Below are 16,391 nucleotides of genomic sequence, written 5' to 3'. Positions count from 1 at the left end.
CATGGCCCACCCGTCGTACCGGCTGGCCGAGGACCTCGACCGCTTCCTCGGGGACCCCGGCGACGCCGCGCGCCCGTTCTCGTACGCGCGCTGCGCGGAGCTCGACGAGAAGGAGGAGTTCCCGGCGGAGATCTGCCGGCTGCTGGAGGAGTGGGGGCTGACCGCGTACTACGTGCCCGCGGAGCACGGCGGGCGGCTGACCGACTACGAGCAGCTGCTCCAGCTCAGCCGCACCGTGGCCCGGCGCGACCTGACCGTCGCGATCGGCCACGGCAAGACCTACCTCGGCGGCGTGTGCGTGTGGATCGCCGGCACCGCCGGGCAGGCGGCCCGGCTCGGCGCCGACATCCGCTCCGGCCTCCCGGTCTCCCTCGGCCTGACCGAGCGCGCCCACGGCAGCGACCTGCTCGCGGGCGAGGTGCACGGCGCCCCCGCGGGCCCCGGCGCGGACGGCGGCGGCTGGCTCGTCAGCGGCGAGAAGTGGCTGATCAACAACGCCACCCGGGGCACCCTGCTCTCCCTCCTCACCCGCACCGACCCGGCGGGCGGCCCGCGCGGCTTCAGCATCCTCCTCGTCGACAAACGCACCCTCCCGGAGGGCAGTTACCGCCACCTGCCCAAGGTGCCCACCCACGGCATCCGCGGCGCCGACATCTCCGGCATCGCCTTCACCGGCGCACCCGTCCCCGCGGACGCCCTGGTCGGCGGCGAGGGCGGCGGCATCGAGACCGTGCTCAAGGCCCTCCAGCTCACCCGCACCATGTGCGCCTCGCTCTCCCTCGGCGCGGCCGACCACGGGCTGCAGCTCGCCGCCGACTTCGCCGAGGAGCGGTCCCTGTACGGACGCCGGCTCATCGACCTGCCCCAGGCCCGCCGCACCCTCGCCGAGGCGGCCGCCGACGTGCTGCTGCACGAGGCCCTGGCGCTGGTCGCCTCGCGCGCCGTGCACACCCAGACCGCCGAGCTGAGCATCACCGCGGCGGTCACCAAATACCTGCTGCCGACCGGTACCGAGCAGATCCTCTCCTCCCTCACCCGCCTGCTCGGCGCCCGCGCCTTCCTCAAGGGCGTCTACGCGGGCGGCCGCTTCCAGAAGCTGGAGCGCGACCACCGCATCGTCGGCCTCTTCGACGGCAACACCCTCGTCAACCTCAACTCCCTGGTGAACCAGTTCCGCGGCCTGGCGCGCGGCCACCGCCGCGGCACCGGGGACACCGAGGGCGCCGCGGCCGCCTGCGACCTGACGCGCCCCCTGCCGCCGCTCGACCCCGCCCGGCTCTCCCTCGTCGCCCGCAAGGGCAGCGGCATCGTCGCCGGGCTCGCGGAGAACGCCGAGGAAACCGCGCGGCGGGCCCGGCACAACCCCGCCCTGCGCCCCGTGGCCGGCGCCGCGGCACGGCTCCTCGCCGTGACCGGCGACGTGCACGCCGCCATGGCCCGTCAGCAGGACGTCGTCGGCGACGTGCCGCCCGCGGTCTTCGCCACCGCCCGCCGCTACGCCCTGTGCTACGCGGGGGCGGCCGCCCTCGGACTGTGGACCCGCAGCGCCGATGCGTGCGCGGACGGGCCCACCGGCGCCCTGTGGCGGGACGGGCTGTGGCCCGCCGCGGCGCTGCACCGGGTCTTCGCCCGGCTCGGCGAGCCCGGCACCGGCGGCACGGGAGCGCACGAGACGCAGGCATACGAGGCGCAGGCGTACGAGGAGCTGCTCGCGCACCTGCGCGCGACCCGCAGCCGGGGGGAGCTGTTCTCGCTGCTGCCCCAGCGCCTGCCCGCCCCCGCGCCGCAGCAGCCCCGCACCGTGGCCGGAACGACCGGAAAGAGCTGAGAGGACGCCATGCTGATCGGTACTGCGGCCCAGGGGACGCACGACGGACCGGCGGAGGCCGGAAGCGGCCAGGAGGATCGTGCCGCGGCGCGGGTCGCCGAACTGGAGGAACGATTCGGCGATCCGACCGGGACCGCCGGCGCCCTCACGTACGCGCGGCTGCTGGAGGCCGACGAGGCCGGGGAGCTGCCCGAGGCCGGGGAACGCCTCCTCGACGAGCTCGCCCTCAACGCCGATTTCGTGCCCGCCGCCCACGGCGGCAGGCTCGAACGCATCGACACCCTCGTCCGGGTGATGCGCCAGGTCTTCCGCCGCGACATCGCCCTCGGCCTCGGCTACGGCGTCACCTCCTTCATGGCGGGCGTCAACGTCTGGTCGTCCGGCAGCGAGGCCCAGCAGCGCCGCCTGGCCGCCCTGCTGCTCGCAGGCGGCAAGGTCTCCGTCGCGTACCACGAACTGGCCCACGGCAACGACTTCGTCCGCAACGAGTTCGAGGCCCGGCCCGGCGCCTCGGGCGGATACGTCCTGCACGGCGCCAAACAGGTCATCAACAACGCCGACCGGGCCGCCGCCTGGGTGCTGTTCAGCCGCACCGACCCCGGCCCCGGCAGCCGCAGCCACTCCGTCCTGTTCGTCGAGCGCGACGGCATCGACCGGGACACCTACCGGGTGCTGCCCCGCTACGACGCCGTGGGCGTCCGCGGCTGCCACCTCTCCGGTCTCGACTTCGACGGGTGCCCCGTACCCGCCTCCTCCCTCGTCGGCGAACAGGGCCGCGGCGTCGAACTCGCCCTGCGCGCCTTCCAGATCACCCGCAGCGCCGTCCCCGGCATGGCGCTCGGCGCAGCCGACACCAGCCTGCGCACCGTCGTGCGGTTCGCCCTCGGCCGGCGGCTCTACCGCCGCTCCGTCATGGACATCCCGCACGCCCGGGCCACCCTCGGCAACGCCTTCCTCGACCTGCTCACCTGCGACAGCCTCTCCCTCGCGGCCACCCGGGCGGTGCACCTGCTGCCGGAGGAGACCAGCGTCTACGCGGCCGCCACGAAGTACCTCGTGCCCAAGACCCTCACCGACGCGATGAACGACCTGTCCATCGTGCTCGGCGCGCGCTTCTACGTCCGCGAGGGCGAGTTCGGGATCTTCCAGAAGCACGTGCGCGACCTGCCGGTGCTCAGCCTCGGACACGCGGGATCCGCCGCCTGCCAGGCCACGATCATCCCGCAGCTGCCCCGCCTGGCCCGCCGCGCCTGGTTCCGCGACGCCCCCGCCCCCGACGCCCTCTTCCGGCTCCGGGGCGACCTGCCCGGCATCCCCTTCGACCGGCTCACCCTGGCCAGCGGCCGCGACGGGCTCAGCGCCCGCCTCGTCGCCGCCATCGACGAACTGCCCAGCGGCACCCCGGCGCAGCGCTCCGTGCACGGCACGGCCCTGCGCCTGATGGACGAGCTGCGGCAGGTCCAGGAGGAGAGCCTCGCGCTCGCCCCGCAAGACCGCACCGCGCTCGCCAGCCCCGCAGGCTTCGCCCTCGCCGACCGCTATGCGGTGCTGCTCGCCGCCGCCTCCGTCGTCGGCGTCTGGCAGCAGGCGGCCGCCGCGGGCGACGACCCCTTCCTCGCCGCCCCCGAATGGGCCGCGGCGGCCCTCCACCGGCTCTCCGCACGGCTCGGGCACCGCCCCGCGGACCTCCCCGGCGGGTGCGAGGAGGCCGTCCACGCGGAAGTCCTCCGGCGCTTCCACGAGCGCAGGAGCTACGACCTGTACAACACCCCGCTGGCCGGCTGACCGCCGGCGCCCCTCAGGAAACCGACCACCACGCCGAGGAGTGCACCATGTCCGTGCCGGTCACCGGTCACACCACCGAGTCGCTGACCACCTGGCTCGCCGAGCGCTTCGCGCTCTACCTCAGCCGTTCCCCCGCCGAGATCGACCCGTCCGTGCCGCTCGCCGAGTACGGCCTGGACTCGGTGGCGGCGCTCAGCCTGTGCGGCGACATCGAGGAGGACTTCGACCTCGTCCTCGAACCGACGGCCGCCTGGGACTACCCCACGGTGGCGGCGCTCGCCGGCCACCTGATGGCGGAGTTCGAGGCCGCGGCGAGCGGAGCCGCCTGACATGGAACGGATCGCCATCGTCGGCATCGACTGCCGGTTCCCCGGGGCGCCCGGCACGGGCGCCTACTGGGACCTGCTGATGCGCTCGGGGGACGGCGTCGGGCCGGTCCCCGCACAGCGCTGGAACGCCGCGGAATTCCACTCGCCCGCGGGCGAGGCGGGACACAGCAACACCACCCAGGGCGGGTTCATCGACGAGCCCGACGCGTTCGACAACGAGTTCTTCACCGTCTCCCCGCGCGAGGCCGCCGCCATGGACCCGCAGCAGCGGCTGCTGCTGCAGTGCGCCTGGCGCGCGGTCGAGGACGCGGGCCTCGCCCCGCAGCGGCTCGCCGGGACGGCCACCGGGGTCTACGTCGGGATCATGGGCAACGAATGGGCCCAGGTCCACCTCACCGACTACCCCCACGTCACCGCCCAGGCCGGCTCCGGCAACGGCTACTGCATGACCGCCAACCGCATCTCGTACCACCTCGACCTCAAGGGCCCCAGCCTGGCCGTCGACACCGCCTGCTCCTCGTCGCTCGTGGCCGTGCACCTCGCGGCCAACGCGCTGCTGTCGGGGGAGTGCGACTACGCGCTCGCGTGCGGCGTCAACGTCGCCGTCACCCCCGCCCTGTCCATCTTCTACACCCAGGCCGGCCTCTCCGCCCCCGACGGACGGTGCAAGCCGTTCAGCGCGGAGGCCGACGGCATCGGCCGCGGCGAGGGCGTCGGCGCCGTCCTGCTGTGCCGGCTCTCCGACGCCGTCGAGCGGGGCCTGCCCGTCTACGCGGTGATCCGCGGCACCGCCGTCAACCAGGACGGCCGCAGCAACGGCCTCACCGCCCCCAACCGCTGGGCCCAGCAGGACGTCCTGGCGGCCGCCTACCGGCGCGCCGGGGTCGCCCCCGCCGACGTCGCCTTCACCGAGGGGCACGGCACCGGCACCGCCCTCGGCGACATGATGGAGGTCAAGGCCCTCGCCCACCACCACAAGGGGCGCGGCAAGCCGATGGCCCTCGGCTCGGTCAAGGGCAACCTCGGCCACACCGAGGGCGCCGCCGGCATCGCCGGCCTCATCAAGGTGGCCCTGTCCCTGCACCACCGGACCGTGCCCGCAAGCCGGTTCGCGGCCAAGGAGAACCCCGCGCTGCGGCTTAAAGAAGCGGGCCTCCGGCTTCTCAAGGCGCCCCTGCGGCTGCCCGCCGGACCCACTCTCGCCGGGCTCAGCAGCTTCGGGATGGGCGGTACGAACGCCCATGCCGTCCTGGAGTCCGCCCCGCCGAGGGCCGCCCGCCCCGAACCGGCCGCCCGGCCCGGCCCCGCCGGCCTCGGCGTCCCCGTCCTCACCCTGACCGCGCCCACCGCCGACGCCCTGCGCCGCAACCTGCTCACCCAGGCCGACGCGCTCGCGGCCCGCCGGGTGCCCGCCGGGCCGCTGTCCTGGACCAGCCACCGGACCAAGACCGGCCACCGCTACCGCTTCGCGGTCCCCGCCCGCGACACGGGGGAGCTCGCCGCCCTGCTGCGCGACGCCGCGACCGACGACGCCGTGCTCGCCCGCTTCGCCCAGGCCCCCGCCGGCCGGCCCCGCCTCGCGTTCCTCTTCACCGGCCAGGGCTCGCAGTACCCCGCCATGACCGCCGGCCTGTACCGGGAGTCCGCGCTCTACCGGCACTTCTTCGACGAGGCCGACGCGGCGCTGCTGCCGCACACCGGGCACTCCGTACGCGACCTGGTCCTGGCCGGAGACGAGGCCGTGAACCGTACGGCCGAGGCCCAGCCGGCCCTGTTCGCCGTCGGCTACGCGCTCGGGCGCAGCCTCCTCGAACTCGGCGCCGCACCCGCGGCGGTGCTCGGCCACAGCGTCGGCGAGTACGCGGCCGCCTGCCTCGCCGGGGTCTTCCCCCTGGAGGCCGCGGCCCGCCTGATCGCCGCGCGCGGGGCCCTCATGCAGCGGCTCCCCGAAGGCGGCGGGATGCTGGCCGTCCTCGCCGGGCACGACGAGGTCGCCGGGTTCGCCGCCGAGGAGCCCGAGGTGAGCATCGCGGTCGTCAACGGCCCCAAGGCCACGGTCCTGTCCGGGGACTCCGGCGCCCTCATGCGCGTCGGCAAGCGGCTCACCGACCACCGCATCCGCACCCGCCCGCTGAACGTCTCGCACGCCTTCCACTCGGCCCTCATGGACCCGATGCTGGAACCCTTCGCCGAGATCGCGCGCGAGGTCGGCGGCGGCGTGCCGCGGATCCCGCTGTACTCCACCCTCCGCGGCCGGCTCCTGGCGGACGACGAGCCGATGGACGCCGCCTACTGGACCGACCACGTGCGCCGCCCCGTCCTGTTCGCCGATGCCGCCGGCCGGCTCTTCGACGACGGGCCCACCCACGCGGTCGAGGCCGGGCCGCGGCCGGTCCTGGCCGCCCTGGCGCGCAAGCTCGGCCCGCCCGTCTCCGGCACCCGGCCCGCGTTCGTCCTGCCCGTCCGCGGCCCGGAATCCGGCGCGGAGGACCTCGCCGAGGCGCTCGCGGCCCTCTACCGCGGCGGCCTCGACCCCGACTGGGACGCGGCCGCCGCCCCCGGGGACCGGGTGCCGCAGCGGCTCGCCCCGTACGCCTTCGCGACCGCGCACCGTTACTGGACGCGCAACACCGCACACCTCACCGCACCGGCCGCCCCCGCACCACAGGCCGCCGCCCCGGCCCCCGCCCCCACAGCCGCCCCGCCCGGCGTCCTCGTGCTGGAGCGGGCCGAGGAGTCCGAGCCCGTGTGGGCCGCGGCCCTGGAGGCCGTCGGACAGGTCGGCGGCTACGAGACCGGCGAACTCGCCCCCCACCTCCGGCTCTACGAGGACCTCGGCTTCGACTCCGTCATGGTCATGGAACTCAAGACCCGTCTGGACGAGCTCCTGCCGGGCACCGGCGGGCTGACCGTGCAGGACCTCCTGCCCCGGCTCGCCACCCTCGGCGACCTCGTCGCCTTCCTGCGCGAATGCAATCCCCAAGGCCGGCAGACCGCCGCCGGAAGCGGCTGGACCCCGAAGGAGAGGACCGCATGACCGACCACCCCCAGGCGCCGCCGGCCCCGCAGCCGCGGCAGACCTATCTCGCATCCGCCGGCACCGCCCTGCCCGGCGACCCCGTGGACAACGCCGCCCTGGCCAAGGCCCTGGGCGTCAACGAGGAGTGGATCGAGGTCTTCATCGGCACGAAGACCCGGCACTTCGCCCGCGACCTCGCCACCGGAACCGTCCGCTGGTCCCTGGCCGACCTGTGCGCCCAGGCCGCGGAACGGGCTCTCGCCGCCGGCGGAACCGACCCGTCCGAGATCGAGTTCATCGTCCTCGGCACCGCCACGCCCGACACCCTCATGCCCGCCACCGTCAACCACGTGGCCGACCGGCTCGGCCTCGACCACGTGCCCACCTTCCAGCTCCAGTCCGGCTGCGCCGGCGCCGTCCAGGCCCTGAGCGTCGCCCGCACCATGGTCGCCTCCGGCGAACACCGCACCGGCCTCGTCATCGGCGGCGACGTCTGCAGCAAACACCTCGACCTGCAGCGCGACCTCTCCTCGGCCGCCCCCAGCGACCTCGTCAACTTCGTGCTCTTCGGCGACGGCGCGGGGGCCGCCGTCATCACCGACGAACCCCGCGGCGCCGGCGTCGCCCTGCGCCGCACCCTCAACCGGTTCACCGGCCTCGGCCGCGCACCCGGCCAGGTCATCGAATGGTTCGGCCTCGCCGACCGGCACGACGACCGCCAGGCCGTCACCGAGGACTACAAGGCCATCGAAGAAGCCGTCCCCGTCATGGCCGTCGAGATCCTGTGGGAACTCCTCGACGACCTCGAATGGTCCGCAGACCGGCTCGACTACCTGCTGCCCCCGCAGCTGTCCGGCCGGATGACCCGGCGCATCACCGAACAGCTCGACGTCCCCGGCGCCCGGGAGATCTCCTGCGTCGCCGACACCGGCAACAACGGCAACGCCCTGCCCTTCCTCCAGCTCGAACAGCTGCTCACGCGGATGTCCGCGGGGGAGAGGGCGCTGGCCGTCGCCATCGAGTCCAGCAAATGGATCAAGGCGGGCTTCGCCCTGGAGAAGATATGACCGACAAGACCCTCAGCATCGACGCCTACACGCGCCTCCTGCGCGACGAGATCGGCCTGGACGTCCCCGCCGACCGCCTGGCGAGCGACTTCGACGAGCTGCCCGCCTGGGACTCGCTCTACCTGCTCAAGCTCGTCACCGCCCTCGAACTCGCCACAGGACGGCGCCTCGCCGTCGACAAGCTCCTGCAGACCCGCAGCCTCCAGGAGATCCACACCCTGGCGGTGGGCGGGTGACCAGGCCTCCCGCCGCCCCCGGCGCCGCCGTGCACACGGTGCGCCGGCGCCGGCACACCCTCTACTTCCTGGAGTGGGCGGCCGCCCAGCGCCCCGTCCACCTCGACACCGACGTCGACATGACGCGCATCCAGGAACACCGCGCCGCCGCCCGCGCCGCCGGCACCCGCTACTCCGTCGTCGGCTACGTCCTGCACGCGGCGGGCCGCGCCCTCGCCCGGCACCCCGAGGCCAACGCCGCGCTGGCCCCCGGCTGGCCCTCGCCGCTGCGCCCGCCCCGGATCGCCCGCTTCGGCACCGTCACCGCCAAGCTCGCCCTCGACCGGCGCGTCGACGGCGAGCGCACCGTCCTGTCCGCCCTCGTCCCCGGCCTGGAGACCGCGACCCTCGGCGAGATCCAGCAGCACATCGACCGCTACCGGGGCGAACAGGCCGCAGGACTGGACGAGTTCAAGGGCGTGCGCAGGCTCGGCCGGCTGCCGGTGCCGCTCGGCAGGGCCGCCTTCGCCGCCGCCCTGCACGCCCCCCGGCGCCGCGCCGCCGTCCTCGGCACCGTCTCGGTCAGCTCCCTCGGCCACGGCTCCGTCGACGGCTTCCACTCCGCCGGCGGCACCGCCGTCACCCTCTGCCTCGGCCGGATCACCGACCGGGCCGTGGTGCGCGAGGGCCGTATCGTCCCGGCGCCCGTGATGCGGCTCGGCCTCACCTTCGACCACCGGGTCATCGACGGGGCGACCGCCGCCGATGTGCTCGGCGATCTCCGACACACCTTGGAGGGCTTCGATGACGGCGCCCGGGAAACCGTCCCCGAGCCGCACCTTCGGGGAGCCGATCGCGATCTCCGGACCGCGCGGGGACTGGAGCAGGGTACGCGCTGACCTCGACCGGCACGCGACCGCGGTGCTGTACGCCCGCCTGGACGACTGGCGTCCGGAACGGGCGGGCGGCCCGCGGCTGCGCGCGCTCCTCGGCCGGGACTGGGAGCGCTTCCTGGGCCTCACCCACCCCGACGTCCGCACCCGCTTCGCCTCGTCCCGGGTGCTGCTGAAGTTCGCGGCCGCCGTCGCCCTGCGCGTACCGCCCCAGGCCGTCGAACTCGGCTACACCGGCACCGGCCGGCCGTATCTGCGCGGCTACGACGGCGTCCACATCAGCCTCAGCCACACCGACGACCTGCTCCTCGTGGGCCTGGCCACCGGCGGGGTCATCGGCGTGGACGCCGAGCGCAGCGACCGCGCCCTCTACGGCCCCGGGCTCGGCCGCCACCTGTGCACCCCGCACGAGGTCGAACGGATCGAGGCCCTGCCCCGGCACGAGCGGGACCCCGCGCTCGTGCGGCTGTGGACCCTCAAGGAGGCCTACAGCAAGGCCATCGGGCTCGGCATGCAGTTCCGCTTCACCGACTTCGGGTTCGGCGCGGACGACCCGCCCACGGCCGTGCGCGGCCCCGACGACAGCCCCGGCACGGGCAGCGAATGGGCCTTCCGCACCTACCTCGTCGCCGGCGGCCGCTTCACCGTCAGCGTCGCCGTCGGCGACGCCGGCTTCGGGGCCACCGACGACACCGCCGCCGGGACCATGCTCGACGGCGGCATCGTCGACGCCCTCACGGAAGCGCTCGGCGAGGAGGAGAAGGAGACGGTCCCCGACGACGGGTGGTGGTGACCCGGCCGCCGCACCCGCCGTACAAGCGGCGCTCAACCGTACGTACACGGACGCGCAAGGGGCCGCGGCTTCACTGGGAGCCAGGCCCCAAGGCGGCTCCGACGACGGGACGGTGAGCATGGACCACCTCGAAGAACTCAAGGAATTCGCCCGGCTGCACGCCCGCGGCCAAGGCCTCTCCGCCCGCCGCACCGACGGCGTCCTGCGCCGCATCGCCAACGACACCCCCGGGGACCCGCGGTCCTGGGCCGCCGTCTGGACCGCCGAAGGCCGGGAGGCCGCGGCCGCCGGACGGCCCCTGGACGCCTGCCGGCACTACGCCCTCGCCCGGTTCCCCCACCACGGCGACCCCGGCCGGGCCCTCGCCCAGCGGCTGTGCGCCGGCACCTTCCGTACCTGGAGCGAGGGGCGGCCGGGCATCGAGCGCCTGGACATCGCCTACGAGGGGGCCTCGTTCGGCTGCTGGGCCGCCGGCCTGGACGCGGAGCGGCCCCGCCCCCTCGTCGTCGTCATGGGCGGCATCGTCAGCGTCAAGGAACAGTGGGCGCCCCTCCTGCCCAAGCTCGCGCGGCTCGGCTTCGCGGCCGTCGTCACCGAACTCCCGGGCGTCGGCGAGAACACCCTCCCGTACCGCCCCGGCTCCTGGCGGATGCTGCCGCACCTCTTCGACCGGCTCGCCGGGCGCGCCGACGTCACCGACGCCTCCTTGCTGGCCCTCAGCTTCAGCGGGCACCTCGCCCTGCGCGCCGCGGCCGACGACCCGCGCATCCGGTGCATCCTCACCGTCGGCGCGCCCGTCGCCGACTTCTTCACCGACGAGCTCTGGTGGCCGCGCGTGCCGGGGATCACCACCGCCACCCTGGTCCGGCTGACCCGCTCCGCGGACCGCGCCGCACTGCGCCGGCTGCTCCCGCAGTTCGCCCTCACCCCCGGGCAGATCGGCGCCGCCGCCGTCCCCGTCCGCTACGTCGCCAGCAGCCGCGACGAGATCATCCCGCCGCGCGAGCAGGCCCTGCTGCGGCGGTACGGCCACGACGTCCGGTTCAAGACCTTCGACGACGTGCACGGCTCGCCCGCGCACCTCGGCGCCGTGCGGCGCTGGCTGTTCGGCCGGCTCCTGGGCCTGCGCCACCTGCGCGGCGCGGCGGGGAGGGCCCGGTGAGCCACACCCTCGCCGTCCGGCGCGGAGCCGCCACCGTACGGCCCTGGAAGACCCTCGCCTCACTCGGCATCAGCGAGAACGACCTGGCGGCGGAACCCGCGGAAGACGAACCGGCCGCCGCCGGCCCGCCCATACGGAGGTACGAGCACTGTGACCACGACCGATGACGCCCCCGTCAAGGGCCCGGCGCCCGGCATCCGGCTGCGGCACCGCACCGTCCACGGCCACCGGCGGGCCTTCCGCATGGCCGGCAAGGGCGACGCCGTCCTGCTGATCCACGGCATCGGGGACTCCTCGGACACCTGGCGCGACGTCCTGCCCGACCTCGCCCGCCACTACCGGGTCGTCGCCCCCGACCTCCTCGGGCACGGCGAATCCGCCAAACCGCGAGCCGACTACTCCCTCGCCGCCTACGCCAACGGCATGCGCGACCTCCTGGGCGTACTCGGCATCGAACGCGCCACCCTCGTCGGGCACTCGCTGGGCGGCGCCGTCGCCATGCAGTTCGCCTACCAGTTCCCCGAGCGCTGCGAACGCCTCGTCCTCGTCGGCACGGGCGGCATCGGGCGCGAGGTCACGCCCCTCCTGCGCGCCGCGTCCCTGCCCGGCGCACAGCTGCTCATCCAGGCCCTCAACCTGCCGCCCCTGCGCTGGCAGTTCGCCACGGCCGTCCGGCTGCTGCAGAGGCTCGGCACGGACCTCGGCGTGGACGCCCCCGACCTGCTGCGCGTCGTCGACGCCCTGCCGGACGTGACCGCCCGCAGCGCCTTCGTCCGCACGCTGCGGGCCGTCGTCGACTGGCGCGGCCAGGTCGGCACGATGCTCGACCGCTGCTACCTCGCCCAGGGCATGCCCACGATGCTGGTCTGGGGCGCGCGGGACCAGGTGGTGCCCGCGATGCACGCCGGGTTCGGGCACGTCTCCATGCCCGGCAGCCGCCTGGAGATCTTCGAGGACGCGGGCCACTTCCCGTTCCGCACCGACCCCCAGCGCTTCCTGTCCGTCCTCCACGACTTCATCACCACCACGTCCCCGGCCCACTACAGCCCCGAACAATGGCGCCGCATGCTCCGCACCCGCCGCGCGGACCGCGGCGCCGCGGCTAGCCGGGCGGCGGGGCGTTGAGGAGCCAGACTCCCGGGCGGGACTCCACCGTCGCCGACTGGTCGTCCGGCGCGGCGGCGCGGGACGCGAGGCGCAGGACATGGCTTCGCAGCCGGCGGTCGCCCAGGCGCCGGGCCGCCGCCGCGCTCTGGGCCAGGACCTCGGCGGCCTGCGCACGTTCGCCGCGGTGGAGGGACACCAGCGCCAGCCCCCGCAGGGCCTCCGTCTCGCCCCGCGCGTCGCCCTCCTCGATCGCCGTGGTCAGCGCCTGCGCGTACGCCCGCTCGGCCGGCGCCGCCAGGCCCTGCCCCAGCATCGCGTCGGCCTCGCCGGAAAGGCAGCGCGCGGCGCCCGTACGGTCACCGCACTGTTCGAAGAGCATCCGGGCGAGCCGGTAGCAGTCCACGGCCCGGCCCGGCTGCCGCCGCTGCCAGGCGAGGTCGCCGAGCGAGCGGACCAGTACCGCTTCGGCGTGCGGGGCGGCGGCCCGGCGGGCGGCGTCGACGGCGAGGTCGTGGCTGGACTGCCAGTCGTCCCAGAGGGCGCACGTCTCGAAGTAGCCGCCCACCGCGGAGGCGAGCGCGTAGGCCGGCTCCCACAGCCCGAGCGCATGCGCCCGCCGCACCGTCTCGGCCACGGCACCCGCCTCGTCCTGGAACCAGGCCAGCGGCGCCACGGCACCGCCCGCACCCGCCGGCGCCTCCGTGCCCCGCGCCAGCAGGTCCCGCCCCGGCGTGAGCAGCGCATCGGCGTGCCGGGCCCGGGCCAGCAGCTCCTGCCCCAGCCGCCACGTCGCCCCGGGCACGGCCTCCGGCGCGTCCTGGTCCAGCAGTTCGCGTGCGAGGGTCCGCAGCAGCGAGTGATGCCCGTACCGTACGGCCGCCGGCCGGTCCGGATACCGCCGGGCCTCCAGCAGATGGGCCCGCACCAGCGCCTCCGCGTCCCGCTCGGCCGCCGGCTCGTCCACTGCCAGGAGCGCCGCCGCAGCCCACAGCGGGAAGTCGGGCAGCGGCGCCAGCGACAGCAGCCGGAAGGCGCGCTGCAGCCCGGGCCCCACTTCCTGATAAGCCGTCAGCAAGCTCCCGCGTACGTTCAGATCGCCCAAGGACAGCGTGGCCAGCCGGGTACGCTCGTCCCGCAGCCGCTGCGCGAACGCCTCCGCGGTCCAGTGCGGGCGGGCCGCGACGGAAGCAGCTGCCACCCGCAGCGCCAGCGGCAGCCGCCCGCACAGCGCAGCGATCTCCCGCACCGCGGCCGGAGCCCCGGCCATCCGCGGACCGCCCGCCGCGACGAGGAGCGCTTCGGCCTCCTCCTGCCCGAGCTCGGCCAGCACCAGATGCCGGACACCCTCCAGCGCGCCGAGCGCCTGCCGGCTGGTGACGAGCACGGTGCTGTCCGGGAGCGCGCCCAGCAGCGGTCTGACCTGCGCCTCGGAGACCGCGTCGTCCAGCACGACCAGCAGCTTCCGCCCCCGCGTACGCAACTGCAGCAGATCGCTCAGCTCCCCCTCGGACGCCGGGACGGCGACCGCACCCCCGCCCCCGGCCTCCTCCGGCGGGCCCAGACGCCGCAGCAGCGTCGCCATGGCCGCCGCCGGGGCGACCGCGGGCCCGCCCGCGTCGCGCAGCGCCAGCAGGACGCGCCCCTCCGGGAAGAACTCGGCGGTCCGGTGCGCCAGCCGGACCGCCAGCGCCGTCTTCCCCGTACCGGGCCGGCCCGACACGGCCAGCACCCGCGACGCGACCCCGGCCCGCCCGAGCAGCAGCCGCTCCCCGGACTCCAGTTCCTCCTCCCGCCCGGTGAAGTCCGCGACCTGGGGCGGCAGCCACACCACCGGCCCCGCGGGACGCGACGACGCGGCGGCGGCCCGCCGCGCGGAAGCCCCGCCGCGCCACACGAGCGACGGATCCGAGGCCAGGACCCGCTGCTGCAGCCGCGTGAGCTCCGCCCCCGGCTCGACCCCCAGCTCCTCGACCAGCGCACGCCGGGCCCGCTGGAACGCCTGCAGGGCATCCGACTGCCGCCCCGACCGGTACAGCGCCACCATCAACTGGCAGTGCAGCGTCTCGCGCAGCGGATGCTCGTGCGCCAGCGCCAGGAGTTCGCCGATGAGCTCCTGATGCCTGCCGAGCTTCAGATCGGCGGCGATCCGCTGCTCCAGCACCTCGGTCCGCAGCTCGTCGAGCCGTATCGCACTCGACTCCAGCACCGGCCCGTGCGGAACCCCCGACAGCGCCGGTCCGGTCCACAGCTCCAGCGCCGAGGCCAGCAGGGGAGAGGCCTCCTCGTACCGGTCCCGGGCGAACGCCTCACGGCCCTGCGCCCGCAGCTCCTCGAAGGCGACCAGATCCAGCTCGTGCGGAGCCACCCGGATGAGATACCCCGGGGGACTGGTCACCAGCGGCTGCTCCGCGGAGTGCGCGAGCAGCGCCTTGCGCAGCTGCGACACGTACACCTGCAGCGTCGTGGCGGCGGTACGCGGCGGATCACTGCTCCACAGCTCGTCGATCAGGGTGTGCGTGGACACCACCGAGTTGAACTGGACGAGCAGGGTGGCCAGCACGGCACGGGGCTTGGTGGCCGACGGAGTGCGCGGGCTCATCCGGACGGGCCCGAGAACGCGGAAACGCACGGTGGTACTCCCTCCAGAGGCCCGCGGCACACGCCGCAGACCCCGGTCTGACCGATCGATCCTTGCCGGGCTCGCCTGCCCGTAGTGACATCAGCGCTCCGCAGCGGGACGGATCCCGCCGCGTCGCCGTCAGCCGACCACTCCCCCGTGGCACTTCCGGCTCCGACCGACCGGCCAGGCCTCAGCAGTCCTGGAGGACCGTCGCGGAGGCCCGCGCCACACTCCGGCCGCCCTGCACGAAGCCGATCCGCAGGTCCACGACCGGCCTGCCCGCCTCGTCCCGGACCGGCCGGACCCCGCGCCGGGCCGTCCGGCTCACCGTGCACGCCAGCGGCAGATCCGGCTCCGCGAACCCGCGGAACGACGCGTCCCAGCGCGTCACCAGCGCATGATCCGGCGAGAACCCGTAGATCGCGGCCGCGGCGAGCAGCGCCGACTGCCGGGACGCCTCCAGGAAGAGCGCGGGCGGTACCTCACCGGGCTCGCCCGGCAGGGCAGCGCGGGCCGCGAGCGCGTCAACGGGCAGCACCAGCCCCTGTTCCCGCCGGGCCAGCGGCCGCCCGATCACCACATTGCGCGCCGAACGCCGCCCCACCTGCCCCGGCGCAGGCGCCCCGGACGCCACCGGCAGCGACGCCGGAACCCGGTCGCTGTCGCGCCGGCCCTGCGCCCGGTGCTTGCGGTAGACGCCCGGCATCACGAAGAGCAGCGTGGCCTCGGCGGTACCGCAGGGCACGCCGTCGACCGCCATCGTGCCCCGGCACACCATGCGCCGGGGCACCCCGCCCACGACGTCGTGCGGCGTCAGCGCGAGCCCCAGCGAGAACGCCGCGGCCCCGCCCGTACGCCGCCACGGCCGGATGTCACCGACCTCCACCCCGCAGGAGGCGACCGCGATCCGGCGGTGCGCCGGCACCCCGAAGTAGTGCCGGGCGGCGAACAGCGCCGCCTGCCGCAGCGCCTCGACGGGGAAGAGGAGATCGTGGAAGGGAGCCGAATGGTCGGAGAACAGCGGGTGATCCTCCGGCAGTTCGGCCGCGAAGACGAAGTCCTGCCGTACGGGCGACGCGGAGTCCAAGGCGAAGGCCTCGGGCGTGTCCGGCCGGTGCACCAGGTGGTGCGGGCCCAGAAAGGGCGAGGTGGCGGGGGCCGGAGCGGTGGGGGCGGTCTCAGTTCCCATGGCGGATTCCTCTGCGGCGGGGACGGCTGACTGCTTGCATCATGGCCCAGGCCGCTGAAGAAACGGGGGAGAAGGGTTGGAGCCCCCTGACCAGCTCGTTTACGGGATGCTGGCGTACGGGACGACGGCGTGGCGTTACGGGACGACGGTCCAGGTGTCGCCGCCGGTGAGGAGGGCGGACAGGTCGCCCTTGCCTTTCTGCTCGATCGCGGTTTCGAGTTGGTCGGCCATCTGGGTGTCGTAGACGGGTCGCTCGATGCTGCGGAAGACGCCGATGGGGGTTTGGTGGAGGGTGTCGGGGTCGGCGAGGCGGGAGAGGGCGAAGGCCGTCGTCGGGGACGCGGAGTGCGCGTCGTGGACGAGGATGTCGGCTTCGTTGGCCGG

General features: G+C 75.1%; 13 protein-coding genes and 1 pseudogene. 11 read left to right on the top strand and 3 right to left on the bottom strand.

All coding sequences use genetic code 11. From position 1 onward, the window contains the following. Position 1: 1 nt before the first annotated feature. The 11 genes from IE241_RS29610 (at position 2) to IE241_RS29560 (ending at position 12,216) form a co-directional block, all read left to right on the top strand. Positions 2-1,828 (top strand): acyl-CoA dehydrogenase family protein, encoded by a 1,827-nt coding sequence (locus tag IE241_RS29610; protein ID WP_190024931.1) that lies wholly within the window; start codon positions 2-4, stop codon positions 1,826-1,828. 9 nt (positions 1,829-1,837) lie between these two features. Beyond that, positions 1,838-3,613, top strand: coding sequence for an acyl-CoA dehydrogenase family protein (locus IE241_RS29605; protein ID WP_190024930.1), 1,776 nt, complete (start codon positions 1,838-1,840; stop codon positions 3,611-3,613). Between the two features lie 47 nt (positions 3,614-3,660). Beyond that, positions 3,661-3,942, top strand: coding sequence for an acyl carrier protein (locus IE241_RS29600; protein WP_190024929.1), 282 nt, complete (start codon positions 3,661-3,663; stop codon positions 3,940-3,942). A gap of 1 nt (position 3,943) precedes the next feature. Next, complete coding sequence (locus IE241_RS29595) at positions 3,944-6,979, top strand: type I polyketide synthase (RefSeq protein WP_190024928.1); 3,036 nt, start codon at positions 3,944-3,946, stop codon at positions 6,977-6,979. Next, positions 6,976-8,028 carry a 3-oxoacyl-ACP synthase III family protein gene (locus IE241_RS29590; RefSeq protein ID WP_190024927.1) on the top strand — a complete coding sequence of 351 codons (1,053 nt, stop codon included), beginning with the start codon at positions 6,976-6,978 and terminating at the stop codon, positions 8,026-8,028. The genes IE241_RS29595 and IE241_RS29590 overlap by 4 nt, the downstream gene beginning before the upstream one ends. Beyond that, the gene (locus IE241_RS29585; RefSeq protein ID WP_190024926.1) at positions 8,025-8,264 is read left to right on the top strand and encodes an acyl carrier protein; all 240 of its coding nucleotides are present in this window, start codon (positions 8,025-8,027) and stop codon (positions 8,262-8,264) included. The genes IE241_RS29590 and IE241_RS29585 overlap by 4 nt, the downstream gene beginning before the upstream one ends. Continuing rightward, the gene (locus IE241_RS29580; protein WP_229900007.1) at positions 8,261-9,142 is read left to right on the top strand and encodes a 2-oxo acid dehydrogenase subunit E2; all 882 of its coding nucleotides are present in this window, start codon (positions 8,261-8,263) and stop codon (positions 9,140-9,142) included. The genes IE241_RS29585 and IE241_RS29580 overlap by 4 nt, the downstream gene beginning before the upstream one ends. Beyond that, complete coding sequence (locus IE241_RS29575) at positions 9,048-9,929, top strand: 4'-phosphopantetheinyl transferase family protein (RefSeq protein WP_190024925.1); 882 nt, start codon at positions 9,048-9,050, stop codon at positions 9,927-9,929. Before IE241_RS29580 ends, IE241_RS29575 begins: the two co-directional genes overlap by 95 nt. Before the next feature lie 118 nt (positions 9,930-10,047). Next, complete coding sequence (locus IE241_RS29570; protein ID WP_190024924.1) at positions 10,048-11,091, top strand: alpha/beta hydrolase; 1,044 nt, start codon at positions 10,048-10,050, stop codon at positions 11,089-11,091. Next, entirely contained in the window at positions 11,088-11,258 is a 171-nt protein-coding gene (locus tag IE241_RS29565; protein WP_190024923.1) for a hypothetical protein, read from the top strand. The genes IE241_RS29570 and IE241_RS29565 overlap by 4 nt, the downstream gene beginning before the upstream one ends. Then, positions 11,242-12,216, top strand: coding sequence for an alpha/beta fold hydrolase (locus IE241_RS29560; protein ID WP_229900005.1), 975 nt, complete (start codon positions 11,242-11,244; stop codon positions 12,214-12,216). Before IE241_RS29565 ends, IE241_RS29560 begins: the two co-directional genes overlap by 17 nt. Here IE241_RS29560 and IE241_RS34710 read toward each other — a convergent pair. The 3 genes and pseudogenes from IE241_RS34710 to IE241_RS29545 all read right to left on the bottom strand — a co-directional run. Beyond that, positions 12,194-14,827 carry an AfsR/SARP family transcriptional regulator gene (locus IE241_RS34710; RefSeq protein ID WP_190024922.1) on the bottom strand — a complete coding sequence of 878 codons (2,634 nt, stop codon included), beginning with the start codon at positions 14,825-14,827 and terminating at the stop codon, positions 12,194-12,196. The genes IE241_RS29560 and IE241_RS34710 overlap by 23 nt on opposite strands. A 181-nt stretch (positions 14,828-15,008) precedes the next feature. Further along, positions 15,009-16,007: an AfsA-related hotdog domain-containing protein gene (locus tag IE241_RS29550; RefSeq protein ID WP_190024921.1), complete on the bottom strand. Its 999-nt coding sequence runs from the start codon at positions 16,005-16,007 to the stop codon at positions 15,009-15,011. A gap of 135 nt (positions 16,008-16,142) precedes the next feature. Then, positions 16,143-16,391, bottom strand: a pseudogene (locus IE241_RS29545) (2-oxoacid:ferredoxin oxidoreductase subunit beta); the annotation flags it as partial.

This window comes from Streptomyces hiroshimensis, from assembly GCF_014650335.1.
GTDB classification, from domain to species: domain Bacteria; phylum Actinomycetota; class Actinomycetes; order Streptomycetales; family Streptomycetaceae; genus Streptomyces; species Streptomyces hiroshimensis.
This window is presented reverse-complemented; position numbering and strand designations above follow the sequence as displayed.